Source organism: Bradyrhizobium sp. AZCC 1693, assembly GCF_036924745.1.
In the GTDB taxonomy this organism is placed as follows: Bacteria; Pseudomonadota; Alphaproteobacteria; order Rhizobiales; family Xanthobacteraceae; genus Bradyrhizobium.
Genome location: NZ_JAZHSD010000001.1, coordinates 6,936,712 through 6,961,911, shown reverse-complemented (window position 1 = coordinate 6,961,911; position 25,200 = coordinate 6,936,712). Strand labels below are relative to the sequence as shown.

The 25,200-nt window shown below is 60.0% G+C and carries 23 protein-coding genes and 3 pseudogenes; 8 read left to right on the top strand and 18 right to left on the bottom strand.

The window, feature by feature from the left end; all coding sequences use genetic code 11:
- Positions 1-60 precede the first annotated feature (60 nt).
- Positions 61-924, top strand: coding sequence for an SUMF1/EgtB/PvdO family nonheme iron enzyme (locus tag V1293_RS33030; RefSeq protein WP_334515599.1), 864 nt, complete (start codon positions 61-63; stop codon positions 922-924).
- Positions 925-1,013: 89 nt separating this feature from the next.
- A complete protein-coding gene (gene hemN / locus V1293_RS33025; RefSeq protein WP_334515597.1) occupies positions 1,014-2,366 on the top strand; it encodes an oxygen-independent coproporphyrinogen III oxidase in 1,353 nt (450 codons plus the stop codon).
- A gap of 14 nt (positions 2,367-2,380) precedes the next feature.
- Here hemN and V1293_RS33020 read toward each other — a convergent pair whose 3' ends face one another.
- Positions 2,381-3,187, bottom strand: a complete 807-nt coding sequence (locus V1293_RS33020) for an acyl-CoA dehydrogenase family protein (RefSeq protein WP_334515595.1) — start codon at positions 3,185-3,187, stop codon at positions 2,381-2,383.
- Positions 3,184-3,591, bottom strand: a complete 408-nt coding sequence (locus V1293_RS33015) for an acyl-CoA dehydrogenase family protein (protein ID WP_334515593.1) — start codon at positions 3,589-3,591, stop codon at positions 3,184-3,186. Before V1293_RS33015 ends, V1293_RS33020 begins: the two co-directional genes overlap by 4 nt.
- A gap of 124 nt (positions 3,592-3,715) precedes the next feature.
- Here V1293_RS33015 and V1293_RS33010 point away from each other — a divergent pair, with 124 nt between their 5' ends.
- Positions 3,716-4,558, top strand: a complete 843-nt coding sequence (locus V1293_RS33010) for a nitroreductase family protein (RefSeq protein ID WP_334515592.1) — start codon at positions 3,716-3,718, stop codon at positions 4,556-4,558.
- Positions 4,559-4,585: 27 nt separating this feature from the next.
- Here the strand turns inward: V1293_RS33010 and V1293_RS33005 are convergent, their stop codons facing one another.
- A complete protein-coding gene (locus V1293_RS33005) occupies positions 4,586-5,647 on the bottom strand; it encodes a YeiH family protein (RefSeq protein WP_334515590.1) in 1,062 nt (353 codons plus the stop codon).
- 85 nt (positions 5,648-5,732) lie between these two features.
- On the opposite strand from V1293_RS33005, the gene V1293_RS33000 reads away from it, so the two are divergent.
- On the top strand, positions 5,733-6,641 hold the full coding sequence (locus V1293_RS33000) for a LysR family transcriptional regulator (protein WP_334515588.1): 909 nt from the start codon (positions 5,733-5,735) through the stop codon (positions 6,639-6,641).
- Here V1293_RS33000 and V1293_RS32995 read toward each other — a convergent pair.
- The 3 genes from V1293_RS32995 to V1293_RS32985 all read right to left on the bottom strand — a co-directional run bounded on the left by V1293_RS32995 (position 6,638) and on the right by V1293_RS32985 (position 8,944).
- Positions 6,638-6,853 carry a hypothetical protein gene (locus V1293_RS32995; protein ID WP_334515585.1) on the bottom strand — a complete coding sequence of 72 codons (216 nt, stop codon included), beginning with the start codon at positions 6,851-6,853 and terminating at the stop codon, positions 6,638-6,640. The genes V1293_RS33000 and V1293_RS32995 overlap by 4 nt on opposite strands.
- A gap of 282 nt (positions 6,854-7,135) precedes the next feature.
- Entirely contained in the window at positions 7,136-7,903 is a 768-nt protein-coding gene (locus tag V1293_RS32990; RefSeq protein WP_334515582.1) for an SDR family oxidoreductase, read from the bottom strand.
- A gap of 843 nt (positions 7,904-8,746) precedes the next feature.
- Positions 8,747-8,944, bottom strand: coding sequence for a hypothetical protein (locus V1293_RS32985; protein ID WP_334515580.1), 198 nt, complete (start codon positions 8,942-8,944; stop codon positions 8,747-8,749).
- Between the two features lie 257 nt (positions 8,945-9,201).
- Between V1293_RS32985 and V1293_RS32980 the strand changes: the two are divergent.
- Positions 9,202-9,861, top strand: a pseudogene (locus V1293_RS32980) (SOS response-associated peptidase family protein).
- 291 nt (positions 9,862-10,152) lie between these two features.
- On the opposite strand, the gene V1293_RS32975 reads toward V1293_RS32980, so the two are convergent.
- Both V1293_RS32975 and V1293_RS32970 read right to left on the bottom strand, forming a co-directional pair.
- On the bottom strand, positions 10,153-10,593 hold the full coding sequence (locus V1293_RS32975) for a hypothetical protein (protein ID WP_334515578.1): 441 nt from the start codon (positions 10,591-10,593) through the stop codon (positions 10,153-10,155).
- Positions 10,594-10,785: 192 nt separating this feature from the next.
- The gene (locus tag V1293_RS32970) at positions 10,786-11,550 is read right to left on the bottom strand and encodes a Crp/Fnr family transcriptional regulator (protein WP_334517016.1); all 765 of its coding nucleotides are present in this window, start codon (positions 11,548-11,550) and stop codon (positions 10,786-10,788) included.
- Positions 11,551-12,324: 774 nt separating this feature from the next.
- Here V1293_RS32970 and V1293_RS32965 point away from each other — a divergent pair.
- On the top strand, positions 12,325-13,779 hold the full coding sequence (locus V1293_RS32965; RefSeq protein ID WP_334515576.1) for an acetamidase/formamidase family protein: 1,455 nt from the start codon (positions 12,325-12,327) through the stop codon (positions 13,777-13,779).
- A gap of 799 nt (positions 13,780-14,578) precedes the next feature.
- Here the strand turns inward: V1293_RS32965 and V1293_RS32960 are convergent.
- The 3 genes from V1293_RS32960 to V1293_RS32950 all read right to left on the bottom strand — a co-directional run bounded on the left by V1293_RS32960 (position 14,579) and on the right by V1293_RS32950 (position 15,276).
- Positions 14,579-14,770 (bottom strand): hypothetical protein, encoded by a 192-nt coding sequence (locus tag V1293_RS32960; RefSeq protein ID WP_334515574.1) that lies wholly within the window; start codon positions 14,768-14,770, stop codon positions 14,579-14,581.
- Positions 14,771-14,823: 53 nt separating this feature from the next.
- Positions 14,824-15,018, bottom strand: a complete 195-nt coding sequence (locus V1293_RS32955; protein WP_334515573.1) for a hypothetical protein — start codon at positions 15,016-15,018, stop codon at positions 14,824-14,826.
- Between the two features lie 66 nt (positions 15,019-15,084).
- Positions 15,085-15,276, bottom strand: coding sequence for a hypothetical protein (locus V1293_RS32950; RefSeq protein WP_334515572.1), 192 nt, complete (start codon positions 15,274-15,276; stop codon positions 15,085-15,087).
- A 549-nt stretch (positions 15,277-15,825) separates the two neighbouring features.
- Here V1293_RS32950 and V1293_RS32945 point away from each other — a divergent pair.
- Positions 15,826-16,081: pseudogene (locus V1293_RS32945) on the top strand (transposase); the annotation flags it as partial.
- 1,215 nt (positions 16,082-17,296) lie between these two features.
- On the opposite strand, the pseudogene V1293_RS32940 reads toward V1293_RS32945, so the two are convergent.
- The 7 genes and pseudogenes from V1293_RS32940 to V1293_RS32910 form a co-directional block, all read right to left on the bottom strand.
- A pseudogene (locus V1293_RS32940) lies at positions 17,297-17,389 on the bottom strand (Ku protein); the annotation flags it as partial.
- Positions 17,390-17,653: 264 nt separating this feature from the next.
- On the bottom strand, positions 17,654-17,827 hold the full coding sequence (locus V1293_RS32935) for a hypothetical protein (protein WP_334515569.1): 174 nt from the start codon (positions 17,825-17,827) through the stop codon (positions 17,654-17,656).
- Positions 17,828-18,588: 761 nt separating this feature from the next.
- The gene (locus V1293_RS32930; RefSeq protein ID WP_334515566.1) at positions 18,589-18,768 is read right to left on the bottom strand and encodes a bacteriocin; all 180 of its coding nucleotides are present in this window, start codon (positions 18,766-18,768) and stop codon (positions 18,589-18,591) included.
- A 629-nt stretch (positions 18,769-19,397) separates the two neighbouring features.
- Positions 19,398-19,589, bottom strand: coding sequence for a hypothetical protein (locus V1293_RS32925; RefSeq protein ID WP_334515562.1), 192 nt, complete (start codon positions 19,587-19,589; stop codon positions 19,398-19,400).
- 472 nt (positions 19,590-20,061) lie between these two features.
- Positions 20,062-20,823: an IS21-like element helper ATPase IstB gene (gene istB, locus V1293_RS32920; protein WP_334507425.1), complete on the bottom strand. Its 762-nt coding sequence runs from the start codon at positions 20,821-20,823 to the stop codon at positions 20,062-20,064.
- Positions 20,824-20,842: 19 nt separating this feature from the next.
- Positions 20,843-22,384, bottom strand: a complete 1,542-nt coding sequence (gene istA / locus V1293_RS32915; protein WP_334507423.1) for an IS21 family transposase — start codon at positions 22,382-22,384, stop codon at positions 20,843-20,845.
- 707 nt (positions 22,385-23,091) lie between these two features.
- Positions 23,092-23,676 carry a hypothetical protein gene (locus V1293_RS32910; RefSeq protein ID WP_334515560.1) on the bottom strand — a complete coding sequence of 195 codons (585 nt, stop codon included), beginning with the start codon at positions 23,674-23,676 and terminating at the stop codon, positions 23,092-23,094.
- 254 nt (positions 23,677-23,930) lie between these two features.
- On the opposite strand from V1293_RS32910, the gene V1293_RS32905 reads away from it, so the two are divergent.
- A complete protein-coding gene (locus V1293_RS32905) occupies positions 23,931-25,199 on the top strand; it encodes an NHLP bacteriocin system secretion protein (protein ID WP_334515557.1) in 1,269 nt (422 codons plus the stop codon).
- The last annotated feature ends 1 nt before the right edge of the window (position 25,200 follow it).

Here is a 25,200-nt window from a genome sequence, read left to right as displayed (position 1 = left end):
AGCCGAAATGACGGCCCGCGGTTCCGCCCGCGGGCCGTCGCACGAAGAAGAGGAGCCGACGTGCTCATCCTGATGAAAATAAAGACGGCGATGCTCGCAGGCGCGCTGGCCGCGCCTATGCTGGCAACCGCGTTCGCGCCGACACCACCCCATGACCAGGACGGAGCGCTGCGCCTGACGCCGACTTCCTTCAGCTACCGGGCTGCCGGCGATTTCTCGCGAAACGGCCGTCCGGTTGAAGGACCGCTGCGCGCGCTTCGCCTTCCCACGGACCTCATCGTCACGAAGCGGCAGGTCACTGTCGCCGAGTACATGCGCTGTGTCGGGGAAGCGGCCTGCCCGAGTATCGCCCTTCCCGCCGGCGCGCACGACGTACCCGTCGTCGGTGTGAGTTGGCACGATGCCTCGGCCTACGCCGCGTGGGTGTCGCGCAAAACCGGTGTCACCCATCGGCTGCCGACCGACGAGGAGTGGACATTCGCAGCCGCCGAGAAGGCGCGCGACGAAGCGATGCCGCTCGTCGACCCCTCCGATCCGGCTCAGGCCTGGATCGCCCGCTACGAAGCTGAATCCGCCCGCTCCCGGCCGGCCGCAACGGCCGCTCAGCCGGGAGGCACGTTCGGCACCAACAGCAACGGGCTGGACGACCTGGCCGGCAATATCTGGGAGTGGACGGATAGCTGCTTCGTTCGCGTTTCGCTCGACGGCGGACGCGAGCGGATCACCAACACGAATTGCGGCGTCCGCGTCGTGGAAGGAGCCCATCGTTCCTACATGACCGACTTCATCCGCGATCCCAGGTCCGGCGGCTGCGCTGCGGGCGTCCCGCCGGCCAATCTCGGCTTCAGGCTCGTCGCCGAACCTTCCCGGCCGGTCGCCGCAACGCTCGTCCGGAGCGTCGCGAAGCTGCTGCGGCGAACATAGCCGCCCGGCGATTGGCGGCGGGTTGAGCCAGCGCAAAGTCCTTCCGCCGCGAGTCCGGTAATTGATCCGGAAGTGGAGGAGAGAAGCAGATGCGATCGGACTTGGCCAAATCCTACGGGCAGGACCGGCTGCCGCGCTACACCAGCTATCCGACGGCCCCGCATTTTTCGCCGGCGATTGGCGAGAAGGATTATCGGCGCTGGCTGAAGTCGATGCCGGTCCGAGAGCCGGCCTCGATCTATCTGCATGTGCCGTTCTGCCGATCCATGTGCTGGTACTGCGGATGCCATACCTCGGTCACGAAACGCGACGATCCGATCGCGACCTATGCAGCAGGCCTGCGTAGCGAAGCGCAGCTTGTTGCCGATGCGATCGGCCGGAGGATGCCGATCTCTCATGTTCACTTCGGCGGCGGTACGCCAACGATCATGTCGCCCGAGACGTTCGTGGACCTCGTCGGCGCGCTACGCTATTCGTTCTTTGTCCTCCCTGATGCCGAAATCGCCGTCGAGATCGACCCGCGCACGCTGACGGAGCCGATGACCGAGGCGCTCGGCTACTGCGGCGTCAACCGCGCGAGTTTGGGCGTCCAGAGCTTCGACCCCGCCGTGCAGCGCGCCATCAACCGGCTGCAGAGCTTCGAGCAGACCGCAGATTCCGTCGAGCGTCTGCGCCGGATGGGCGTCGGCCGGATCAATTTCGACCTGCTCTACGGGCTCCCGCTGCAAACGGTGGACTCGTGTCTCGACACCGTAGCCAAATGCGTCGAGCTCCGGCCGGACCGCTTTTCGGTGTTCGGCTACGCCCATGTTCCGTCGTTCAAGAAGCATCAGCGCAAGATCGCCGAAGCCTCCTTGCCCGACAGCATCGAGCGGCACCTGCAGTCCGAAACCATCGCTGAAGCCCTGCAGGATGCCGCCTACGTCCGCATCGGCCTCGATCATTTCGCCCTTCCGGGCGACAGTCTGGCCGTCGCAAGACAGCACGGCAGGCTGAGGCGCAACTTCCAGGGCTACACCGACGATTCCGCCGACACGCTGATCGGTCTCGGCGCCAGCGCCATCGGCCGGATGCCTCAAGGTTTCGTGCAGAACGCCGTTCCGACCCGCGACTATCTCGCGCGCGTCGCCGAGAACCGGCTCGCCACCGCCAAGGGATATACGTTCACCGACGAGGACCGCTTCCGCGCCGACATCATCGAGCGGATCATGTGCGATTTTGCCGTCGATCTGCCCCGGGTATCCCGGCTGCACGGCCGCGACCTTCGATCCGCGATCGTCGATCGGCCGCGGATCGAGAGCCTCATTGCCGACGGCGCCGTGACGATCACCGACAACCGGCTTTCGATCAGCGACGGCGCGGAATTCCTGGTGCGGAGCGTAGCATCAGCGTTCGACGCCCACCTTGCGCATTCCGCCGCAACGCACAGCCGCGCGGTGTGAACCGCGACAAGAGACTACTTTGCCGCGAGGGATGGAGCTTCACACGCTTCCAAATATCCATTGCGGGTCTGCGGGAGTTTTGTCTCTAGAATCCTCGACGCCACCAATGTCCTCAGCACCTGCGCCGTGCCGCCGGCAATGGTGAACATGCGGGCATCCCGAACCATGCGTTCGAGCGGATAATCCCGTGAGCAGCCCCTGGCGCCGAACAGTTGGAGCGCCTGGTTCGTGACCGTGTTGGCCGTCTCGGAAGCGATGATCTTCGCCTGCGCCGCGAGAAGAGGGTCCGGAAAAGGATCGGCGCTAAGCGCTGCCTGATGAAGCGACAGCCTCGCCGCATTGAGCGCCACCGCCATGTCGGCCAGCATCCACTGCAGGCCCTGAAATTCGGCGATCGGGCGTCCGAACTGCTTGCGCTCCTTCATAAAGGTCATGGCCTTCTCAAATGCACCCTGCGCGAGCCCGAGCGCGACCGTTCCGGCGCCGACCCGCTGGCTGTTATAGGCGTCGATCAGGTCGGCAAAGCCGCGCCGAAGCCCGCGCGGCGGCAGCACCAGCATATCCTCAGGGATTTCCAGATCTTCGAAGATGATCTCCGTTTCGGGAATGCCGCGCAGGCCCATGGCGGGTTCGCGTTTTCCGATGATCAGACCGGGCGTCCCCCTGAGTGCGAGGAAGCCGCCGATCCCCTGCTCTTCACCTCGCTCGTCGAATACCCGGGCGAAGATCAGATGGAGTTTTGAGACCCCGCCGCCCGTGATCCAGTGCTTCTTGCCTCGGATGACATATGTCTTGCCGTGCTTGTCTGCGCGCGTCGTCATCTCGGTCGCCGCCGATCCGGCTTCCGGTTCGGTGATGCAGATCGCGGGTTTGTCGCCCGAAAGAACGGGTCCGCTCCCAGCCGCTTCTGCTTTTCGGTGCCATACTGCATGACCGCGGAGATGGCGCCCATGTTGGCCTCGACCGTAATGCGCCCCGTCGCCCCGCAGACCCGCGCCATTTCCTCGATGATCAGGGCGGCCTCGAAGTAACTTCCTCCGCGACCGCCGTAGGCTGTCGGAATCGTATAGCCCATGAAGCCCGCGGCTTTCAGCGCAGCCACGTTGTCGAAAGGGTAGGCTTCGGTCCGATCGATCTCCGCCGCCTTCGGCGCGAATTCGGTTTCGGCCAATTCACGTGCAGCGCTGCGGAGCTTCATTTGCTCGGGCGACAGTTTCATATCCATTGCAATCATCCTCCGGAAGCGGCGCGGTCTTTTCGATCATTCGGCTCCGAAGCGCTACAAAACGCAACCGATTAATTTATGCTCCCGACTTCAAATCATGGGCAGCGCCCTGGAGACCTTCGAGATGTCCAATTCGAGAACCCCGCTTGTCGATCGCTTCGGTTCCGACGCTGCGGATGTGGAATTCGACGGCGACGCCGCATCCCTCCTCGGTCAGTTGGCGGCTCGCGGCTCGGTACGAAAATTCCGGTCCGATCCCATTCCGTACCTGACGTTGCGGCGGCTATGTGCGCTAGCGCTATGCGCTCCGACCAAAAGCGATCTCCAGCAGCGCGACATCATCATCATCGACGCGCCGTCCCTGAAATCCGAGATCGGAGCGCTGCTGGCAGATGGACCGCTGGGCCAGAAATGGCTTGCAAACGTCCCTAACCTTCTCATCTTCTGCGGCAACAATCGAAGGCAGCGTCGAATCCACCGATTGCGCGACAGGCCTTTCGCCAACGATCATCTCGATGCCTTCTTCAATGCCGCGGTCGATGCGGCGATAGCCTTGTCCGCGTTCGTGATCGCGGCGGAGGCGGAAGGCTTAGGCGTCTGTCCGGTCAGCGCGGTCCGCATTCACTCGGACGCGCTGTCGCGGCTCCTGAAACTTCCCGACCATGTTTTCCCGGTAGCCGGCCTCGCCGCAGGATACCCCGCAGAGCCGCCGCAGCTCAGCATGCGGCTTCCACTGTCGGTGACCGTGCATCACAACACATTTCTGGAAGACGGGCTCGATGATGCCATCGAGGCATATGATCGGCGCCGCGAGGCAGCCCAGCCTTATGCGGCTCAACGCTATGTCAGGGAATTCGGCGCAGCCGAAACCTATGGCTGGTCGGAGGATAAGGCGCGGCAATACGCCCACCCCGAGCGCGCGGACTTCGGCGCCTATGTGAGGCGCATCGGCTTCAGGCTGGACTGATCGGTTCGAACGATCCCGCGCGGCGCATTAGTTGAACAGATGAATCAGGCCGATGCTGATCGCAAGCAGGAGCATCAGCGACAGCGTCACGGCTGCCGTCACCCTGCCGCCGACGGTAGCGAGAACGCGAACGTCAACGCCGAAGCCGAGTGCCGCCATCGACACGACCGTGAGAAAGCCGGTGATCGCAGTCAACGGGCCGACCACCGTCACGGGTCCGATATCGAGCGAGCGCAGAACGGAAAGCGCGAGAAAGCCAAGGATGAACCAGGGCACCAGCCGGAAGAAGCCGACCGTTGTCTTGCCCTGCACGCCGCCACGCAGACGCGGAGCGAGCAACGCAAGCCCTACCACGATCGGCCCAAGCATCAGCACGCGCATCAACTTCACCAGCGTGCCGATCTGCGTGCTCACGAGCCCGGCAGGTACAGTTGCGGCAAGCACTTGCGGGACGGCATAGACCGTGAGGCCGGCAAGAATTCCGTATTGCGTCGCGGACAATTGCAAAAGCGGAATGAGCAGTGGCAGTCCCAATACCATCATCACGCCGAGTATCGCCGTGAAGGAGATCGAGGATGCGATATCGTCGCCATCGGCTCCGATGACCGGCGCGACCGCTGCAATCGCCGAATTGCCACAGATGGAGTTGCCACAGGCGATCAGGATCGAGAGCCGCGTCGGCAGGCCGAGCATGCGGCCGACGGCGAAGCTGAGGCCCAGGGTCACGACGACGGTCGCGGCAATCGCGCCGAGCAACGCAACGCCCGACGCTGCGATCGCGGCAAAGCTGATGGACGCGCCGAGCAGCATCACGGCCACCTCGAGCAGCTGCTTGGCGCTGAAGGCGATGCCGGCCTGCCAGTGCTCGGACGGATTCCAGAAGCTGCGCACGGCCATGCCGAGCAGGATCGCCAATACCAGCGCCTCCACATAGGGGTGCGCGAACAAGCGCCGTTCCGCGGCTTCGAGCGCTGCCGAGACGCCGGCTATGACGATGCAAAGGAGAACGCCGGGAATGAGCGCTGCAAGGCGGCTGACACTGTTGGCCGGCCCATTTCCTGGGGCGGAAAATTCCTCGTCCTGCGGCACTAATTTCTCCCGGGGAGAAAAATTTATGCGTCGGATCGCGATAGTTAGGTAATATCTTTTCGATCTGGCCCGATGAAGGGAAGTTATGTCCTTGAACCTGCATTTGCTGCGCCTGTTCACGACGGTGGTGAGAACCGGGAGTTTCTCGCGCGCGGCCGACGCCCTCCATATCAGCCAGCCCGCAATCTCGAAGGGGGTGCGGGATTTCGAGCTTCAGGTCGGCTGCCGCCTGCTCGACCGGACGCCGAAGGGCGTGCGGCCGACGCGGGAAGGAAAGGCGCTGGTGCGGCATGCGGAGGCGCTGTTTGCGGCCGAGCGCGCAGCGGAGGACGAATTATTGTCGCTACGCAATCTCGACAGCGGATCGCTGCGCATCGGCGCATCCACCACGATCGCCACCTACATGATATCGGACTATCTCGGAACGTTTCACCGAAAATATCCCGGGATCGACCTGCATCTCATTATCGCGAATACCAGGGACATCGCCGATCTCATGCTGGCGCATGATATCGAAATCGCGCTGGTCGAAGGTCCGGTCGAAGATGACGAACTCGAAAGCCACGCCTGGCGCACCGACGTGATGAGCCTGATCGTCGATGCGCGGCACCGCTTCGCGGCGGCCGAGCGCGGGATCGACGGCGCGGCGCTTTGCGATGAAGTCCTGATCGTGCGCGAGCCCGGCTCCGGATCGCGCGAGGTGGTGGCGCAGGCGCTCGCTGCCGGGGGCATCGAACCGAGGCGCACACTGGAGATCGGCAGCACCGAGGCGATCAAGCAGGCGGTAGCCGCGGGCCTCGGCGTCGCCATCGTCTCCAGCGCCACGATTTCCGATCAGGTTACGCTTGGCCGGCTCAAGGTCGTGCCGATGCGTGACCTGCAGATCGAGCGCACGCTGTGGCAATTGAAGGTGCCCGGGCGAATAGAAATTCCTGCGGCGACCGCGTTCGAGCGGATGATCTGGCAGGACAAGCGCGTTGCGGAAGTGGCTTAGAAGATCGCGGCCTTGACGAGCGTTGCAACGCGGCTGAAATCGAAGATGCCCGGCTCGAAGAAGACGGCGCGGGCGAGAACGATAGCCCCAACGAGTGACCAGAACAGGCCGGTTCCGGCCCACAACAGATATTTGGACGCGCGCGAACGCGGCCCGGCTTCCCCTTCGGGCGCCAGGCGCTCGCCAAACGGCTCGTATCTCAGGCGTTCCATTGGGCGGCCAATCTGCTTATCTGCAAGGCAAATGTCGCCGTTTCCGGCCGATGGGGCAATGGAAGCGATTTGCTTTTTCAAACCATGGAATGGAAGCGCATTTCCGTGCGGACCGGTTGCGGAATGGCTTTTTTCTTTGCCGGCCAGGCTGCAGTTCGGCGACTACAGAATTCCAGGCAGTCAGCGCAGGTCTCGCCGTGGTCGAAACGCTTCACTTCGCCGCTCGGCTGCCGGCGGTTCGGACGCTGCTGGCGACAATCTGAGGCTTTTGGAAAGCAGCGATTACAGGCAGGTCGTGATGCCGCCGTCGACGTAAAGCGTATGCCCGTTGACGAAGGATGAGGCGCCGCCCGACAGGAAGACGGCGGCGCCAATCAGTTCGTCGACGTTGCCCCATCGGGACGCCGGTGTCCGCTTTTCGAGCCAGGCCGAAAAGGCGGGATCGTCCACCAGCGCCTGGTTCAGGGGAGTCTTGAAGTAGCCCGGTGCGATCGCGTTGATCTGCAGGCCGTGCTTCGCCCAATCGGCGCACATGCCGCGGGTCAAATTCCTGATCGCTCCCTTGGTCGCGGTGTAGGGCGCAATGCCGGGACGAGCCAGTTCGCTCTGAACGGAGGCGATGTTGATGATCTTGCCCTTGCCGCGCGGGATCATGTGGCGCGCGACGGCCTGGCCGACGTAGAAGGCGCTCGAAACATTGGTCCTCAGCAATTGCTCCCACTTCTCGGCGGGAAAATCCTCCAGGGGGCTGCGGAACTGCATCCCGGCGTTGTTGACGAGAATATCGATCGCCCCGGCCGTCCGTTCGACCGTGGCAACGCCTTCGCGAACGTCCTCGGCGACCGTCACGTCGAATGCCGCCACCGCAACATTGTGCCCGGCGGCGGTCAGGCTCGCGGCGGCAGCCTCAAGCTTGTTGGGCTCGCGTCCATTGAGGACGACAGAGGCGCCATGCTCGGCGAGGCCTCGCGCAATCGCGAACCCGATTCCCTGGGAAGATCCTGTGACGAGCGCGCGTTTGCCGGCCAGGTTGAACAGTTCAAATGCCACGGCGGACCTCTCCATGCGTACGGGTGGAATTAGCGTCCAGGCATCGCCTTGGCAATCCAAGCGCGCAGCCGATGCTTGCAGCGGCCCACCCGCGCGTGACCCGAGACGAGGCGGGACAGCATTCCGCGCAGTGCTAAGTTGCTGATTTCTAACGAGGCTTGGTGGGCGCACCAGGGCTCGAACCTGGGACCCGCTGATTAAGAGACATGTTGTTGGCCTTGATTTCTCAAGAGAATTTTCCCAACTGAGCCAAAATCCGAGCATTAGAGATCAATGGCTTATAGCGAAAAATCCAACTAGAGCCCACGTTAGCGTTGGTTGATCGATCCATCCGAGCCGTCAGGGGTTCGAGTCACTGGAGCGCTACCGCTTTTCCCCACACCAACCAAACCTACGATGTCTCATCCAATCCTTCGCATGATTGATGAGCCTCGCAGCGGGCTCAGCCCTACGCCCTTAGAGACGTACGTTGAAGGACCACGAACCTTAGTATCGGGCGAAAGCGGCCAAATTCGCGGAAACACGAAAGGTGGCGCATGTCGGCGCCACCATCGTACCGCAGGGCCGCATCGATGAGGCTGAACTGCGGCGCTCTGTCTGGCGCAGGGACCTCGAGCTTCGCTATGGGGTCGAAACATTACGCTGCAGAGCGACCGCTTTGCGCCCGTCAAGAGTCGCCGTCCCAGCGAGATCGCGTTTTGACCAAAAGCGAAAGATTCGCTCGATGCAGTAAATTGGTCGGGTCCGTCTTCCCCTGGTCGGGGTAATCCTTGAATACGAAGTGCTGACGGAGACACAATGAATGAGGCCGCCCAACTGAGGCGGCCTCCATGTTTCACAACTTCACGAGCCCCACCAGTACCCTCCAGCTGATGAAGTTCCACCACCTCCTTTCACGAGGATGCCCCCAACGGCGCCGCCAATTACGCCTGCTGCGAGGTCCCGCCAAAACGAACCTGCCGAAACGATCTGCAGCTGCTCGTCGTTCAGCTCGTGCACATCCTTCAACTCACACGTCTCATTCTGAATAGTGTTGGTCACGGCCTTCTCCTGCTGTGTCGGTAGGGACCAGTCCCTCAATCCGCGATCGCATAATCTCGCAACACAGTTTCTGACTGCTGTGATGGCTGTCACATGGGCCCGCCGCCGTGAACCGGCGGGCCTGAGAGTGTTCAGCTAACTGAACGGCGGACCTCCCGCTTCTTCGTGCTCATGGCAGGCGGTTACAGCTGGCTTTGCGGGTACCTGCAATCGAAGGATTAGGGTTCGAGTCCCGCCAACACACCACGGCTCTGTCAATTTGCAATCTTTGTTCGATCACCACGAACCAGGAGGCGATTCGCGCTCTGTTCAGAGTGATCAACCGCTACGTCGGCAATCGGCCGCCGATGCCGGGCGTCGCCCCCTACCCTGCCCCGTCGTCCGCAACGCCTGCGCCTAGCGCGAACTGACGATGATGCGCTGGGGGATCACCGCCGCCAAGGACGGGCGGGCCGCCGGTCACCAACATCAGGAACACCCCGTCGCCGCATTGGCGCGGCTGGCTCAAGCCCCGAGAACCGTTGCCTTGTACCATTCAACAGCTTCGCTGAATATGCGCCAGAGCCGAACCCGGAAACCAAGAAGAAGCACGTCGTCTGGTTCGCGCTGAACGACGACTGGCCGCTGTGCGCGTTCGCCGGCATCTGGACCGAGTTCAACGGCGAACGGGGACCAAGTCCAAGCCGGTTCCTGGTCCCCACCTCATCTACGGCTTCCTGACCACTCCGGCGAATGCGGTCGTCGCGCCGATCCATCCCAAGGCGGTGCCGGTACTGCTCACGACCCAAGAAGAGCACGAAGTGTGGCTGCGCGTGCCATGGGACGAAGCGAAGTCGCTACCGCGGTCCTTGGCAGATGGTGCGCTCAAGATCGTGAGGTGCGGAGCCGACAAGGAAAATAAGCCTCCTGCTTCGTGAAAGCGGCACCTGCGCAAACTAGATGTGAGCTTTCGGGAGGTTGTCCATCCGATCCTGAGCGAGGAAGTTGAAGTTGTCGAAGCTTAGCTAATCCTGGGAGGGCCGAACGGACAACATATGAATGCGCCTCTGACAAGGTCGAGAGGCCATGGTGCGGAGCGTGATCGAGGGCGGCCTGACGAAGGCCGCAGCCGCGCTCCAGCTTAACGTCTCCGCGAAGGCGCAACGTAAAGTTCCAGCGAATCTCGTGCTAACCTGTTGCGCCTGTTAGAGTCATGACGCGTTTTGAGCCTATGCCGGATTAAATGGCTGCGACGGAATGGATGAACCTGGAATGAGTTGTTCGGCGAAGGCGACGTATTTCGATAGCGCAGGAGTACGCCGGGACCGGAGCTGACGTGCAACGCCTCGCCTGCTGAAGCCCCTGCTCGACTTGCTGAAGCTCAGCTCCGACTGCTGAACCGTGCTGAATTGCCTCAGCGCGCTGGTGGGCGTGCCCTTGTCGGCCAGCTTGGCTCTGTATTCAAAGAAGATCTCCCCCGAGGCACCTCCCAGCATCAACCCAACGGCTATCACCGAAGCCACGCTTTCTATGCCATGAAACCAAATGATCCCGTTCGCAACCTCCACAAAAAGGCCAGCGAGTAGCACATACCCAGCTACGCGCGCGCGACGTAAACAACGCTCGTAGTACTTGCCGAAATAGTCATCGTAGTGTCCTGTCATGTCCATCGATCGTCCCCTATTTCCGGCCGGGCGGACCGCCCTTGTTCGTGATCTACACCCAACCTCGACGGTGCCGCCGTGATGATCGTCACACAAGCGGTTCGGGCCTACGAAGGTCGTCGCCGCTTTCTCGAAAACATTGCGATTTCTTGAGCGTCGTGCGGCCGTCTGTAGGCGGTTATGTAAGGTTGAAAATGATCACACACCGTGGAGTTTTTCGGCCGACGCAAAATGCGGGTGCGACCCCATGGCTTCATGCGGGACGATCCGATCGGTTGCACAGCATATGATGTCGTAGCATTCACAGGTAGCTTCCTCGAGCCGCGCCCTGTCGATTTCGACCAAGCCCCGCCGAACGGATCTGACGGCACCTAAGGCGCGGAGTGTGGCAATCACCTGCGTCACAGTCGTTCGTCGCACCCCGAGCAACTGCGAAAGCGTCTCCTGCGTTAATGATAGGATGTTGTTGTCCTCGGTTCGATCGTGCAGGTGAAGCAGCCACCGGGCCATGCGGGCCTCGACCGAGTGCAGTCCGTTGCAGGCTGAGACGTGCTGGAACTGCATGAGTATCGACCTCGTGTGCGCCTCGACCACATGTCTGATGGCGCCGCTCTCCATGTAGGCTGCATGAAACCGCGACACGGAGATTTGCGATGCGATGCCGGCCACCCGCACGACCGCGGTCACGGACGACAAGAAAGAGGGTCCCAGCACCGATAATGCGCCGATCGCTCCCTCGCGCCCGATTACCGCAGTTGCGATCATTTCTCCGCTCGGAAGGCCGAGCATGAAGGAGATGGCCCCGCTATGGGGAAAGTAAACATGGTGGCGTCGATCTCCCGCTCGTATCACCACAGCGTCCTGTTCGAGCGACACCTTCTGGAGATGAGGGGCGAGCAACGCGAGGTCTGCCGGCGGCAACGCGGTGAGAAGACGATTACCGGCGCTCGCCGAACGACCCATCACGAGAGACTTCCTCCCTCAGAAGGACACGCAGCCCGCCTGGAATGTCTTTGGCAGGAATGTCTTCTGCGCTGCGCCAACACTAACTCCACTTTCATCGTGCATCGTGCCAGCTTTGAACTGCCTTCTTGGATGCGATACTTGCTGAGTACCCTAACGCGCCGCGCCGGTAAAGGTACGGCGAATTCTTGACGTGGCGTCACAGGTGATCGGGCGGGACCGCTTCGGCAGCCTCAGGACCGCTGGTCGAGTTCCGCAGAGGCAGCCAGCGGTTCGTTGTTGCTGGCGACTCGCCGATACGGGGGACCTGTCCGTAAGGCGCCTGCTAGAGGAGGCCAATTATCCGCCCAAAGCGACTATAGATTCCAAAGCGCGATGGGGATGAAAATGCGTTCAGAGATGTGCGGCTCCCCGATACGGAAGCGCCGCTCTGCGTTAATGCGCGGCAAAACCCACCGCTGTCTTTTCTGTGCGTGCTTGGCGATGCATATGTCGTGCTTCCTCGAACGCTGGCGGACGCCGACGCACGCAGCTCACTGTCGATTGCTAAGTTTGGCATAGCGAGTTCTCGAGCACGGCCTTCGATCTGGAGTTTCGTCCGGATGGACCAGACGTGTTTGGGCCGAGGCGGCGGCTTTGCTCCAGTCACATTGCCCTTGTTCCAAGGCACTCGCTTCGACGCTTGTTGCGCGCCCTTGACCATTGCTGAACAGCTCGAACAGATGATAGCCTCCCTGGCAGGGGCATGTTGATCAAACCGCGAGGAGCGATGCAATGTGCGCAGGTGACGACAAGACGTGTCCGGAATTTGAACTGCACCATTCAAAATTCAAGGAAAGGCTTGATCGGGAGCGACGGTCGTTCCTGAAGTCGAGCTTCGCCGCCGCCGGCGGCGCAGCGGCGCTCAGCGCCGGCGGTATTTCGCTGGTGACGCCGGAGATGGCGGCCGCCGCCGAGAGGCATCAGCCGGCCAAGCGCGGCTATCATCATTTGCCCGCAAACGCCGACACGGTGCATTGGGGTTACTTCAGCAAAAAACTGAAGCCGCAGGTCGAGATCGATTCAGGTGACTTCATCACCATCGAGGCGTTGACCCACCATGCCAACGACGACGCCGAGCGCATGGTCAAGGGCGATCTCGGTGCCGAGAGCGTATTCCTGTGGACCAAGGATAAGAAGGGTGTCGACCGGCGGGGCGCAGGGCCGATGGATGCTTCGCTGTTCGGTCGCGGTGCCGGCGAAGGCCTGGGCGTCCATATCCTCACTGGACCGGTCTACGTCCGCGGCGCCGAGCAGGGTGATGTGATTGAGCTGCGGATTATCGATGTCGCGCCTCGGCCCTGCGCCAATCCAAAATATCCCGGCAAGGCGTTCGGCAGCAACGCGGCGGCATGGTGGGGCTTCCACTACAAGGATCTGCTTACCGATCCCAAGCCTCGCGAAGTCATTACCATCTACGAGGTCGATGCCAGTGGAGGACGTAACTGGGCGAAAGCGGCATACAATTTCAGATGGACGCCGCAGACGGATCCATCTGGTGTGGTGCATAAGACGATCGACTATCCGGGCGTCCCGGTCGACCACGGCACTATTCAGGAAAACCATGGCATCCTAAAGAACGTCCGTATCCCGATACGGCCGCATTTCGGTGTGATCGGGCTGGCACCTAAAGAGGCTGACATGGTCGATTCGATTCCGCCGAGCTACACCGGCGGCAACATCGACAATTGGCGGATCGGCAAAGGCGCGACCATGTATTATCCAGTCGCGGTTGAGGGCGGCCTGCTGTCCGTTGGCGACTCGCATGCCTCGCAGGGCGATTCCGAGTTGTGCGGTACAGCGATCGAATGCTCGCTGAATGGCACCTTCCAGATCATTCTTCACAAAAAGGCCGATCTGGCCGCCACTGCGCTCGAAGCTCTTGATTATCCGATGCTAGAGACTCAAAACGAGTGGCTCGTGCACGGCTTCAGCTTTGCCAATTACCTCGACGAACTCGGAGACAAGGCGCAATCCGATATCTACTCGAAATCATCGGTCGATCTTGCCTTGCGCGATGCGTTCCGCAAGATGCGCAAGTTCCTGATGACGACTAAGAAGCTGACGGAGGATGAGGCAATCTCTCTTATCACTGTCGGCGTCGACTTCGGCATCACCCAGGTGGTTGACGGCAACTGGGGCGTCCATGCGGTCATCAAGAAGGACATCTTCGCTGGTGGCGAGGCCTGATCCATTTCTGCCTGCGTAAACCATCTACAGAAACGACGTTTACAACCGGAAGGCCAAATAATGCGCCCGCGGACCAAGCCGTCGCACCAGAATGAGATAGCCAGTTTACCCCACCATGGGGGCGAAATACTTTTTTGGTTCGTGAAGCGCTGGAATCCGCGGACCAACCCCGGAGCGAGCCCCTGAGGACACCCCAGAGAACGGCGCTCAGCCCCACGATCCCGCCGATGCTTCTCGCGATCGCCGACGAGGTGATCGAGTGAGAAGGCTACTTCTGGCACTTTTGAGACATGCCGACCGGCCCTGACGATGTCCGTTCACCGGGGTACACCGGAAATCTTCGTCGGACGGTGAAAACGACGCTTTTGACCCAAGGCGGAAGTAGCGAAAAAGGGCAACAATTGTCTGCGCTTGCCGTGCTGAGGTCAGTTATTCCTGCGCTTCTTCACGTATCTTGGCAAAGGGCCCTATTGGTTCTTCGATGTCAACTACGCGGAATGGGCGGGCTTGAGATGCTTGCCAAGGTTCAAGGCGGAACGCCTCGACCTTCCGGTCATCATGAGTGTCGCCTGCGGGGACGACACTTCCAAGACTCACGATCTGGTGGCGATGTTTGGCATTGGCACAGGCATTGGCGAGGGAGAGGCAGGAGGAGCGGTTACCACGACCGCCTTAATCACGAGTTCACGTATCTGCACCGCTCCGCCCGTTGCCCGATCCATCTCCTCAGTGGTCAATTCGCAACTTTTGGTGTTTAGATCGCAATGTTTGCTAGGCGGCTTGATCATTACCTTCCCCATCATAGTTGGTTTGTGGACCCTAAGGGACCGAGGGAGCGAACGAGTTCTCTCTGTCCTTCTTTCACCGCCTTCTCGAAAGCAACGACGAAGGCCCGAACGGCGGGATTGTCGATGTTGCGTGATCCGCCCGATATTTCGCCCAGCTCGGCAAGGTTCAACTCATCGTGGTCTGATTTGGTAATCTTTGGCATTGCTCCTCTCCGTTTCGCGTTCGCATTTTTGATTGAGCGGACGACCCAATTCGCTAAGCCGTCCAGGTTTTACCACCAGCAGTGGCTGCGACATGGCCTTTCTTGATGTCGACGCCAACAGCGCCCACTCCGGCAACGCCGATCACTAATGTGCCATTGCCACCCGTAATCGTGAGCGGGCCTATGCTTGCTCCACCGACAGCCTTGTCGAGTTCGTCCATCTTCAATACCCGAATCTCATTCGTCATATCGGTCTCCAACGGTACGGTCGCTGTACCCAACGTGTGAAGGATCATCGCCAGGGCAGGCGCTGCCTAGCAGGTCAACGTGGCTTCCTTGATATGCTGTCCGGTTGCGCAATGCAGCAGCAGTTGCGGGGGTGAGGACCGCTCAGACTGATTGAGCTTTGTGCCGCCTGTGAGATGATGTGAGCCTGCGACCTGACCGCCTGCTATCTGGTCCAACTCGGAAACGGTCAGCTCTACTTCCTTGCTCTGGAGCTGCATTGTTTTCTCCTCTAAGTGCGTTGACGAAGGATAAGAGTGGTCAGTTTCTGCAACGTCATCCGCCCCACGAATTGGCTTCTCTCCTGTTTCACGGAGCAGATGACTTCGGCCTGATTAGAGCGAGTTCAACGACTTTGGGTTGGTCGAAAGCACGATAGTACCGACCTGGTTCATAAACGCGGTGGCCGCCACATTGATTTCATTTTCCATGCCGTTGGCTACTGCAGCGGCCACGGCAAGAAGGGAACAGCCGCGACGCAGGTCCTTCCGCCGCTGACAACGCACAGCTCATCCTCTTTCAATTCCCGAATTTCGATGATCTGATCATGGCAGTTCCTCGTTGATGCATCATCAAATGCCATAAATACTGAATGCGCTTCTGTGATGAGTATCACGTTCATCGCTGTGGTGAATTGCCTGCGCTGCTGCTACTGATTTGAGGCGTGCCGCTCGTCAGTTCCGGGAATGGCCGATTGTGTTGAAAAACTCGGCTGTTGAAGCCGAAAGGGATCGCCGATTCATTCTCCCTTATGGGTGGAAGCTGAGTCGATGTTGGGTCCGCGACAGGTTGATTAGGCGGCTCTGCTCAATTGAGGGACACGTTCCGGCCACCCACTTGCTGAGGACGATCGACCGCTTCGTCGATTTGTCGGACGTTCCGAGCGACTTGGCGCCATTTTATAGCTCCACCGGGCGGCCTTCGATTGATCCCGAGCTGCTCGTTCGGATGCTATTGGTCGGCTACTGCAACGGCATTCGTTCCGAACGGCCGTTGTGCGAGGAGGTGCGCGAACTAGCCTGGAGATGCAAAGCCCTCCGGCATCGATCGCCAGCAAGGCGCAGCGTGAGGGTATTTCGCTGGGACCCACCAATCGGCGCAAGTCTGCAAAGGCCCCGGCGTTAATTGTTCGCTGACGGCATGTCTTTCGAAGCAATCGAATGCGCGACCGCCGAAGCTGCCGAATTGATCATCGCGTCAACTGGTACCGAATTGCAGGCGCTCATCACCGACCATAACCTGGCGGGTGCAATGTCTGTTGCCCGAGCTTCCTCAGTATGCCGGCCGCCGATACCCGCATATGAACATTGTTGTCGTGTCCGGCACGACTGTGAAGCCTATGCCGGTCAATACGATGTTCTTCCCAACTGAACCGCGCAGCAGTCCGCCTTTAACTAAAAATTTAGACAAATCGGTTCGCATTTGCTTAAAACTGAACGACTGAGCGATCTGGAAAGCAACCTCACGGATCAAGCTCCACAGCCTGATCCCATGCAGTCTGGACTGGCACCATGACGTCAGATTTTTCTATGGGCGATCGTGTTCAATTAAGCGCACTCGGCGCATCACGCTGTCCGCGACTTGCTGACAAGGCGGGCACTATCGTCGGACGGAGCAGCGTATACGTAAATTGCGCCCGCGTCCTGCTCGACGGAAACAAGTCACCAATATCCGTTCATTGCGACTATCTCGACGTAATTGCCTCGGTCAATGCGGAGTGAGTGTCACCGCCGGAGGTGAAATGCGGAGAAACCGGCGGGCCTCATCCTCGGAGAGTACATTTCACTCGGTGCCCGCGCGGCACCAGGCAAACGGTTGAGCGGCTTTTGGCCATCCTGGGCAGAGATGATGTTGTCCATGCAGCAAATCTGGGCTCGCCACGGTAACGAGTTCTGTCATTGCGAATGGCATCGGGGCTGAAGGTATTGTCATTGCACTGGCGCATCGGTTGGATGTCTTGGCACCGTCAATACGGCGCGATCAGTCGATGAACTGCGCGACCGGACTCGTCGAGGCTTGGAGGTTCCTCAACGAGTCCGCAACCGCCGCCGCCGCCACCTTGTTGCCCCGCAGAGAAAACGTTACAGATCCTGGCAGCGGAGTCTGTAACGTAGCGAACACAACAATGCGGAACCAACTTGATGTGGTAATGGGGATACATCATTTTGCGCTTGGACTTCGGTCTGTAAAACAACTCTTTCGGCTCAGAAGCTGAAGTCAACAACTCGGCGCGATGCTGGGCAACGGCTCAAGGCCAATGATATGCTCACGGCTTGTCAGCACTACGCGGCCGATGGCGACCATGTTCATCTCGCGAATGGTCTCGCGAATCACTGGGCGGGCGATAGGTATGTTTGAATGTGATGATGCGATAGACGGTGTTGCTGGCGCTGTAGGGATCAGGATCGAGCGCTCGCCTAACGTCGTGGATGTCGGGCAACGGGCCCAGCTCCTTCGGCGGGGCCAGGCACGAGATAGTCCCATGCGCGCTTGAGCAGGCCGGCTGCTCAGACGCGTAATGGTGGGCACGCTCCACGTGCCCACCATTTTGATCTGGATGACGAGAGATGGAGGGCACGCTCCACGTGCCACCCTGCGCTATTTGGCTCGACACTGCAGCTGATCGCCCTTCACCACGAGGTTGCCGTCGCAGGTAAGGGCAAACCAGAGCCGATGGAGGTTTTCGAACAGCGTGCGTTCGCCGCCGCTCACTCGTTCCAGGTCGTGCTCGTTGAGCTCCATGCTAGCTGTTTCCTTGTTGAGGGTCGTCATAGGCAAGTTCCTCCGGTTTTTGGCGAGACCACCTCGCCACATGACGACCTTCGCTCATTGGGCATTCGAATGCTGTGACTGACGTCACGCTGCCACGGGCGCCTCGATGGATAGTTTTATTCCGCTTCCGAAAATCCCGGCGCTAGGCCGGGGTTCTCGCTTGCAAGCGTCGACCGGTTGAGCCGGCAGGGGATAAGCGGACATTGTTTTTTTGCTATTACCCAAACTGATAAGCGGGAGACGGCACGTGCAATGGTTTTTCGCTCCCCTTCCGTTCCCCTTGCGCAGCTCCCGCGGCAATACCTCCAGAGCTGCAGCGATTACTGCACTAGGCCCGAACCTTCACAGGGTTAAAGTCCAAACGTGAAAAAGCGATCAAGCCAACACCTCTGGTCACCTACTCATCGGCTGGAGAGATAAGACTACTTGAGTGCTCTCACTTCAGGACCCGCCGGGTTTTGCTTTTGAGAATCGAAAGAGGCCGCCAATAGTGGCGGCCTCTCATCTCGGCTTGTGGGTATCCGACTATCTCAAGCATACCTGGTCGGCGACGGATCGCCCCCAGGCCACTTGATGAAGTCCTTGTAGGGCATGTGAATATCGATCCATCTAATTCTTCCGCCGCACACAATGTCGAGTTCGCCGACGGTCAATTCGTCTATCGTGAGTTCGTCACACTTTTCCATTTGTTGCTCCTGCGTTGTCGACCGAACATCGCAAACTGCGATGGGGTGGTCGTTACCTCTTTTGAGCAGTCAAAATCATCTCATGTGTAGACTGATCGGCGTCGGCGTTACCACTGGCGTGCGTACGGCGGCCAATAAACGGGCGCCCAAAGCTGCCATTGTCTGATCGATTATCTTGTTTAGCATATCGCCGCCGCTGACTTGTTCGAGTTCCTCAAACGTCATTTCACGAATTTCGTTGTTGAGTTCGGTCATGTCTGCCTCCTGTTTTGCTTGGCCGGGACTATTCCCGCCGGCCGTCAAGGCAGGAATATGCTCAATGGCGGTTTGTCGCTGTGATGACTGTCACACACTCAAGGCCGTCGCAGATCATTGCTCTACAGCTTTCTAGCTCTCACAATGGGGCTTGCGGGTCTGGCTTGAGAGTAGCGCCTTCCTGACGCCAATGCAGGCAAGCATATGGCTACAGACCAGGACCTCGCTTGCCGTTTGCCACTCTGGCAGGACGGCTTCCGTTGACCTTCTTGATATGATTGCGACCAGTAGTGTTCTCGATCTTGAGAAGCTTGAGCGCAGTCGTCTTGGATCGGCAGACTGGGGTCCGGTCGAATACTGCTCGCTTTTGTGAGCCTCAAGCGATATCAAAAAGCCCGTCCCGGGTGAGCGCGGACGGGCTTTCTTGGCTTCGCGCGAGAGATCAACCCAGCCGAGATCTCGCCGAGTTCGCCCTGTAGTCCACCGGGGCATTTCTTTGATTCCGACCTAGCAAGAGGGCTGCGGCAACGATGGTGAGTTTGCCACCGGTCACTGCATCGCGTTCGTCCATATTGTGTTCGCAACCTGGATTTTTACACCTTGCTCCTGCTAACTGGACTAGAGAATTCCTAATGGTATGTGCCGAGCGTGGGCTTCGTCCAGATGTCCTTCATCGTCCATCCCCCGACCGGATAGGCCGCAAGGGCGAGCTGCTGCGAAAGGTAATCCAGCTTCGCACCGCCCACCACTGCGTCGAGCTGCGCATCGTCGAGCATAAGAATCGACTGTTCGTTGCGATCTGCATTCTTGAACTTGGTCATTTTCATCTCCCGTTTGCCTGGAGCGAGACCATTCCCGCCAACCGTGATCAGAGGAATACGTGCCTCTACAGGAGTTCGCTGTGACGGACGTCACAAAGTAAACTCAGGCGCTAGGTCATCGCGGTACCTTTCATAAACACCACGGCCGGCCAGGCTTCTCATGCCAATTCGGCGCGGTGCTCAACTGGCGCTCCCACGCAGTGCAGAGCAGGTTCCGGCAGACGCGCGATCAAAGCCAGAAGTCCGAACTGATGACATAAAAATCACGACGCCGCGCCCTATTCGGCACGACGTCGCGTCAGACAATACACTAAACGATCAACCACGTTCTTCGGACCTCTCGGGAAATTATGCGGATTCCGGGGATTGCGGCCAGGGATTCCGATTGAACGCGACCATGCGGTCCGATCGAATGCGGCCACCTGTTCCGACGAAGGCGGCCGGGGTGTCGTTGCCGGCGTGAGGAGTTGGGTCAGCTTTTCTTGGCGGCGTCAAGATTGGCACGTTGGGCAGCTATTTTTCGCATGCTGTCTCCTTTGAGGATGAGGCGGTGAGCGTTGTGGACGAGGCGATCGAGGACGGCATCGGCGATGGTCGGGTCGGCGATGACCTCGTGCCAATGCTCGATCGGCACCTGGCTGGTGATGATGGTCGATCCACGCTGGTGGCGATCGTCGACGACTTCGAGGAGATCGCGGCGCTGCTCGCCAGTAAGCGGGGCAAGGCCCCAATCATCCAGGATGAGTAAATCGACCCTCGATAGCGTCTTAAGGAGCCGCGCGTAGCGTCCGTCGCCGCGGGCAAGGGCCAGAGCTTCGAACAGCCTTGGCAGGCGATGGTATAAGACCGATCGATTATCGCGGCATGCCTTGTGGCCGAGCGCGCAGGCGATCCAGCTCTTGCCGACGCCGGTCGGCCCGGTGATGAGCAAATTTTGCTTGCGGCCGATCCAATCGCCATCGACGAGCTTGGCAAAGAAGGCGCGGTCGATGCCGCGCGGAGCGCGCAGATCGACATCTTCGACGATTGCGGTCTGCCGTAGCGAGGCGAACTTCAGGCGCACGATGAGCCTTTTGTTCTCTCGCTCGGTTGCTTCGCGATCGATCATCAGGCCGAGGCGCTGCTCGAAGGTCAGCGCGGTGACGTCCGGTTGGCGTTGCTGATCATCGAAGGCCTTGGCCATGCCGGCGAGCCCGAGAGCGGCGAGACGTTCGTGGGTGTGGTTGCTGAGCATAAGGTCTCCTTGTTGCTGGTCAGTGGTAGTAGCCGCGGCCACGGATGTTGCCGTGCTGGATGGGATCGGCGTCGGGGGTGGTGTCGGGAAGGAAGGCCTTGTCCAGGCCGGTCTTGAGGATCGAGGCGATCGACCGATAGCTCGCTGAGCCGATGCTGATCCCACGGCGGCATGCGGCTTCGAGACGTTGCGTCCCATAGGTCTTTTCCAACCGCAGGATGCCGAGACAGGATCGGAAGCCCTGCTCGGGATGCGGCTTTGTCCGCATGATCGCCTCGCACAGCGCGATCGTGGACGGACCGATCTGCTCGGCGGCGGCCAGCAGACGCGCCGGCGTCCAGAAGGCGTATCGGCGATGCGCGCTCGGCATGTGCTCGGGGATCGTGGTGTGGCGGCGCTTCACGCCCGAGCGGGCGTGGCTGGCGATGCGGGTGCCGCGATGGAACACCTCGATGGTAGCCTCGGTGGCCCGCACCTCGACGACCTGGCGGATCAGGCGGGATGGCACCGAGTAGAAGTGTCCCTGAACTTCGACGTGGTAATCCGGTGCCACGCGGGCACGACGCCATTCGGCGTACTGATAGGGCTCGGCCGGCAGCGGCATCAGCGCCGGACGATCGATGGTGTTGAAGAACTCGCGGCGGCTGGCACCGAGCTTGCGCATCAGGCGGGCGTTGAGTTCGTCGACCAGGATGCGGATCGCGACGTTCAACTCGGCGAGCGAGAAGAAGCGCCGGTTGCGCAGCCGGGCCAAAATCCATCGCTGGACGATAAGAACCGCCGCCTCGACCTTGGCCTTATCGCGCGGCTTGCGCGGCCGGGCCGGCATAATGGTGGTGCCGTAATGGGCGGCGAGATCCTGGTAGGTCCGGTTGACGCCCGGCTCGTAGCGGCTCACCACCGTCACCCCGGCCTTCAGATTGTCGCAGACGAGCGCCTTCGGCACCCCGCCCAGGAAGCTAAGCGCATCCACATGGGCGCCGATCCAGTCGGGCAGCGTCTCGCTGAACCGGGCTTGGGCAAAGGTGTAATTCGACGCTCCCATGACCGCGACGAAGATCTTGGCGGCGCGCACCTCCCCGGTGAGCCCGTCGAACACCGGCATGGTATCGCCGGCGAAGTCCACGAACAGCTTTTCGCCGGCCGCGTGGGTCTGTCGCATGGTCGCCGTGACCCCGTGGCGCCATTCGACGTAGAGGTCGCAGAACCGGCTGTATCCGTAGCCGTCGGGATGATGACCGCGGTATTCCTCCCACAGCAGCGCCAGCGTCACGCCGCGGCGGCGCAGCTCGGCATGGATCTGTCCCCACTCCGGAAGCGGCTTCGATCGCGGTGGGTTATAGCCAGCCGGCGCAAACAGCTTGCGCTCCAGCGCGGTGTCGTCGAGCTCCTCCGGTATCGGCCAGGTGATGCCGATCACCGCGGCGCGGCGGACATACTCCGCGATCGCCGTGCGGCCGATCCCGACCGATCGGGAGATCACCCGATCGCTCGCCCCACAGGCATACTTCAGGCGCAGAACTTCTCGAATCTTCCGCATCGGCAATCTCTCGGCGGGCATCAGACCTCCCATTGCGTGGACCGCAAAAGGAGGACCTTGCCCCGTTCAGATTGCCGACAACGCGCCCCGTCTCACCCTATCAACAGGGTGGCCGCCTTCGTTCGGATTGGCTGGCCGCTTTCGATCGGAATCGGTGACCGCTTTCCGTCGGAATCGGTGGCCGCCTTGCCTCGGATTCCGCAAAATTACCCCTGGGGCCGGGGGTGGATCAAGGGTTCCATAGAGGACGCAGTAGCCTATTCCGAATGCAAAAAGCGACGAAGAAAACCTCCGTCAACTTGGTCCAGACTGACATCAGGCAACGAGGCAAGACCGTCAGCATTTAGAGCTGCACGCGAGTTGGCTCTAATTGTCTCCTTTCATATGTGCCGTTCTACCGCTCAACATCCCACCATCGTACATGTAATGATGTTGGGGCTTTGGAGGATCATTAAGGTCAACTATTTCGCTGCGACCGAAATCACGTCGTCTTCGAGCAAGCGTGCTCCGATTTAGTGCAACCCGCGCGCCGCGCTTCATCGCAGCAACTCTCCGCGAGATCATCTGTCTTGGAAAAACGGTTGGCGGGAAATGGTCTCGCTTGCTCAAAGGCCCGTTGCTTGCTCCATCGACTGGACCGACGCTTCCTGTTGAGCCCGCTCCAATGACTTGTTTATCTTTGAATGGGCCGCGTCAGTGGCAGCCTTTGTGCATTCTGAGAGCGCTCCTCACAGACGCACTTGAATCGAATTGAGAAGATTGGTCGTCGTATCAATAAATTGCAACGCCTGCTGCGTCTTGCCCAAGGCCAGCGGAAAACGCGAACACCTCTCCGACAGTTGGGTCAGTCGTTTCCGTTCCTCGGCAAGGATCGTGTTCGATTTTTCGATCGCGAATTTCACGACGCCCTTCACCGGGCTGTTGTCGCCAAAATCAGTTATCTCCTTTTCGATCGTGATGAGATACTCGTAACTGGAAAGCTCCTCGGATATCTGGAGAAGTTCTCGGATTGTCGACCCGATGCAATCGGCGTCACCGCTGGAAATATCCGATCGCTTGGACGTCTGAACGAGATCAGCCATCAAATTCTGAAACAACGGCTTGATGGTTTCGACTTTCTTGAAATCGTTCTCGCTAAGGACACCACTCTCGGATATGTTCGTCGTGAACATGAAAATTGCGACGCCGAGGACAAACGGCTGCGTCCATCTGGGACGTGTGCCGGCAACAAACCGGCTTTCCCGCGCGCAGGCCGGTTTCGCCGTTCCGCCGGCAACCCCGACTATCAATTTCCAGACGGCGGTTACGTCCATTGGGTCAGCCTCGAACTTCGTCGATGAAGCATAGTCTGCTGCTGCGTGCGCTGCTAGGGTGGATCGACGCGGCCCGCATCATTTTCTCCGACGAGCGCGCTCTTTGGAAGGACGCGTCTTGCCGCTTGGTTGTTCTGGGTCGCCTTTTTGTGTATTATTCCTTCCAAAAGGAACAGGGCTGTGCGTGATCAACAAAATCAGCGACTGCTCGCGGCCAGGGAGCCGGCTTCCGGTCCAGTTGTGGACCCAGGAATATGACCGATCTATCGCAGCGGGTATTTCGTGCCGTTGCGTTGCAGCGAGCCGCATCGCCTGAACAGCTTGACCACCTCGTTCGCATTACCAAGCCGCTTGACTGGATCATTGTATTCGTCATTGGCATTGCTCTCATCGCCGCCGTGACGTGGGGTATCGTAGGCCGCGTCCCTACCCGCGCAGCTGGGGAAGGAATCCTGATTAGCGGCGGTGGTCGCGTCGTTGAAGCGGCATCGGCGGCTGCCGGCCGATTGGCGACGATCAGTGTCATGGTCGGCGATCATGTCGTGCAGGGGCAACCGATCGCAGAAATCGTTCAAACCGACATTCAGCAACGTTATACGAGTGCCGTTGCGGTGTTCCACGAAAAGGAACGCCAGCACAAAGATCTGATCGAAAAAACCGAGCGGGAGCTCGCGTTAAAACGTCAGAACTTTGCGAAACTCGAGGCCGCGTTCAATCAGGTTATCAAGGCGACCTCGCAGCGCATCGACTTTCTGACGGTCGACGTCAAGAATCTCGACGACTTGCTGGCGAAAGGTCTCACTACGCGACGGACCTTCGAGGAGCGTCGTCGAGACCTCACTGACGCGCAGCAGAGAAGGGAAGACACCCAAAACGAGATCCTAAAATTGCGATCACAACAGTCCGATCTTGAGACACAACGCGAACGCGAAAGCCAGACGTCCGAATTTGCTCTCAATGACGCACGCCGGCAAATGGACGCCGCGGCGGGGCAACTGAGCCATAATACCCAGATCATCAGCCCGATCGAAGGACGCGTGCTCGAAATCAAGATCTCCGCTGGCGCGGTGCTTGCCGTCGGTACGCCGGTGGTCGCCATCGAAAGCCAGGGCCAGAAGCTCGAAGCCCTGATTTATATTCCGGCCGAGCGCGGCAAGAACGTAAAGCTCGGGATGCCGGTGCGCATCGAGCCGAGCACGGTGAAACGCGAGGAGTTCGGGACTATGGTCGGCACCGTCGTTGCGATCTCGGATTTCCCTATCACGCCCCAAGGCATGGCCGCGGCCCTCCACAATGACAATCTGGTCAACCGATTTTCAAAGGAGGGAGCCGCCTATGCTGCGACGGTTAGCCTGGAGCAGGACCCGGAAAACCCCAGTGGATACCGTTGGGCAGTCGGAAAGGGACCGGCCATTCGTCTCACCAGCGGAACGCTGACGCGCGCGGAAATCACCACACGAAGGCAACGGCCGCTCGATCTCGTGGTCCCCCTCTTCAGGCGATTGACCGGAATTGATGGATAGC

What these genes read in the sequence shown, in the direction of transcription:
- hemN (WP_334515597.1), top strand. Translation starts at nt 1,014, where the DNA reads ATGCGATCGGACTTGGCCAAATCCTACGGGCAGGACCGGCTGCCGCGC.
- V1293_RS33020 (WP_334515595.1), bottom strand. Translation starts at nt 3,187, where the DNA reads ATGACGACGCGCGCAGACAAGCACGGCAAGACATATGTCATCCGAGGC.
- V1293_RS33015 (WP_334515593.1), bottom strand. Translation starts at nt 3,591, where the DNA reads ATGGATATGAAACTGTCGCCCGAGCAAATGAAGCTCCGCAGCGCTGCA.
- V1293_RS33010 (WP_334515592.1), top strand. Translation starts at nt 3,716, where the DNA reads ATGTCCAATTCGAGAACCCCGCTTGTCGATCGCTTCGGTTCCGACGCT.
- V1293_RS33000 (WP_334515588.1), top strand. Translation starts at nt 5,733, where the DNA reads ATGTCCTTGAACCTGCATTTGCTGCGCCTGTTCACGACGGTGGTGAGA.
- V1293_RS32995 (WP_334515585.1), bottom strand. Translation starts at nt 6,853, where the DNA reads ATGGAACGCCTGAGATACGAGCCGTTTGGCGAGCGCCTGGCGCCCGAA.
- V1293_RS32975 (WP_334515578.1), bottom strand. Translation starts at nt 10,593, where the DNA reads ATGGACATGACAGGACACTACGATGACTATTTCGGCAAGTACTACGAG.
- V1293_RS32970 (WP_334517016.1), bottom strand. Translation starts at nt 11,550, where the DNA reads ATGGGTCGTTCGGCGAGCGCCGGTAATCGTCTTCTCACCGCGTTGCCG.
- V1293_RS32965 (WP_334515576.1), top strand. Translation starts at nt 12,325, where the DNA reads ATGTGCGCAGGTGACGACAAGACGTGTCCGGAATTTGAACTGCACCAT.
- V1293_RS32960 (WP_334515574.1), bottom strand. Translation starts at nt 14,770, where the DNA reads ATGCCAAAGATTACCAAATCAGACCACGATGAGTTGAACCTTGCCGAG.
- V1293_RS32955 (WP_334515573.1), bottom strand. Translation starts at nt 15,018, where the DNA reads ATGACGAATGAGATTCGGGTATTGAAGATGGACGAACTCGACAAGGCT.
- V1293_RS32950 (WP_334515572.1), bottom strand. Translation starts at nt 15,276, where the DNA reads ATGCAGCTCCAGAGCAAGGAAGTAGAGCTGACCGTTTCCGAGTTGGAC.
- V1293_RS32935 (WP_334515569.1), bottom strand. Translation starts at nt 17,827, where the DNA reads ATGACGACCCTCAACAAGGAAACAGCTAGCATGGAGCTCAACGAGCAC.
- V1293_RS32930 (WP_334515566.1), bottom strand. Translation starts at nt 18,768, where the DNA reads ATGACCGAACTCAACAACGAAATTCGTGAAATGACGTTTGAGGAACTC.
- V1293_RS32925 (WP_334515562.1), bottom strand. Translation starts at nt 19,589, where the DNA reads ATGACCAAGTTCAAGAATGCAGATCGCAACGAACAGTCGATTCTTATG.
- istB (WP_334507425.1), bottom strand. Translation starts at nt 20,823, where the DNA reads ATGCTCAGCAACCACACCCACGAACGTCTCGCCGCTCTCGGGCTCGCC.
- istA (WP_334507423.1), bottom strand. Translation starts at nt 22,384, where the DNA reads ATGCCCGCCGAGAGATTGCCGATGCGGAAGATTCGAGAAGTTCTGCGC.
- V1293_RS32910 (WP_334515560.1), bottom strand. Translation starts at nt 23,676, where the DNA reads ATGGACGTAACCGCCGTCTGGAAATTGATAGTCGGGGTTGCCGGCGGA.
- V1293_RS32905 (WP_334515557.1), top strand. Translation starts at nt 23,931, where the DNA reads ATGACCGATCTATCGCAGCGGGTATTTCGTGCCGTTGCGTTGCAGCGA.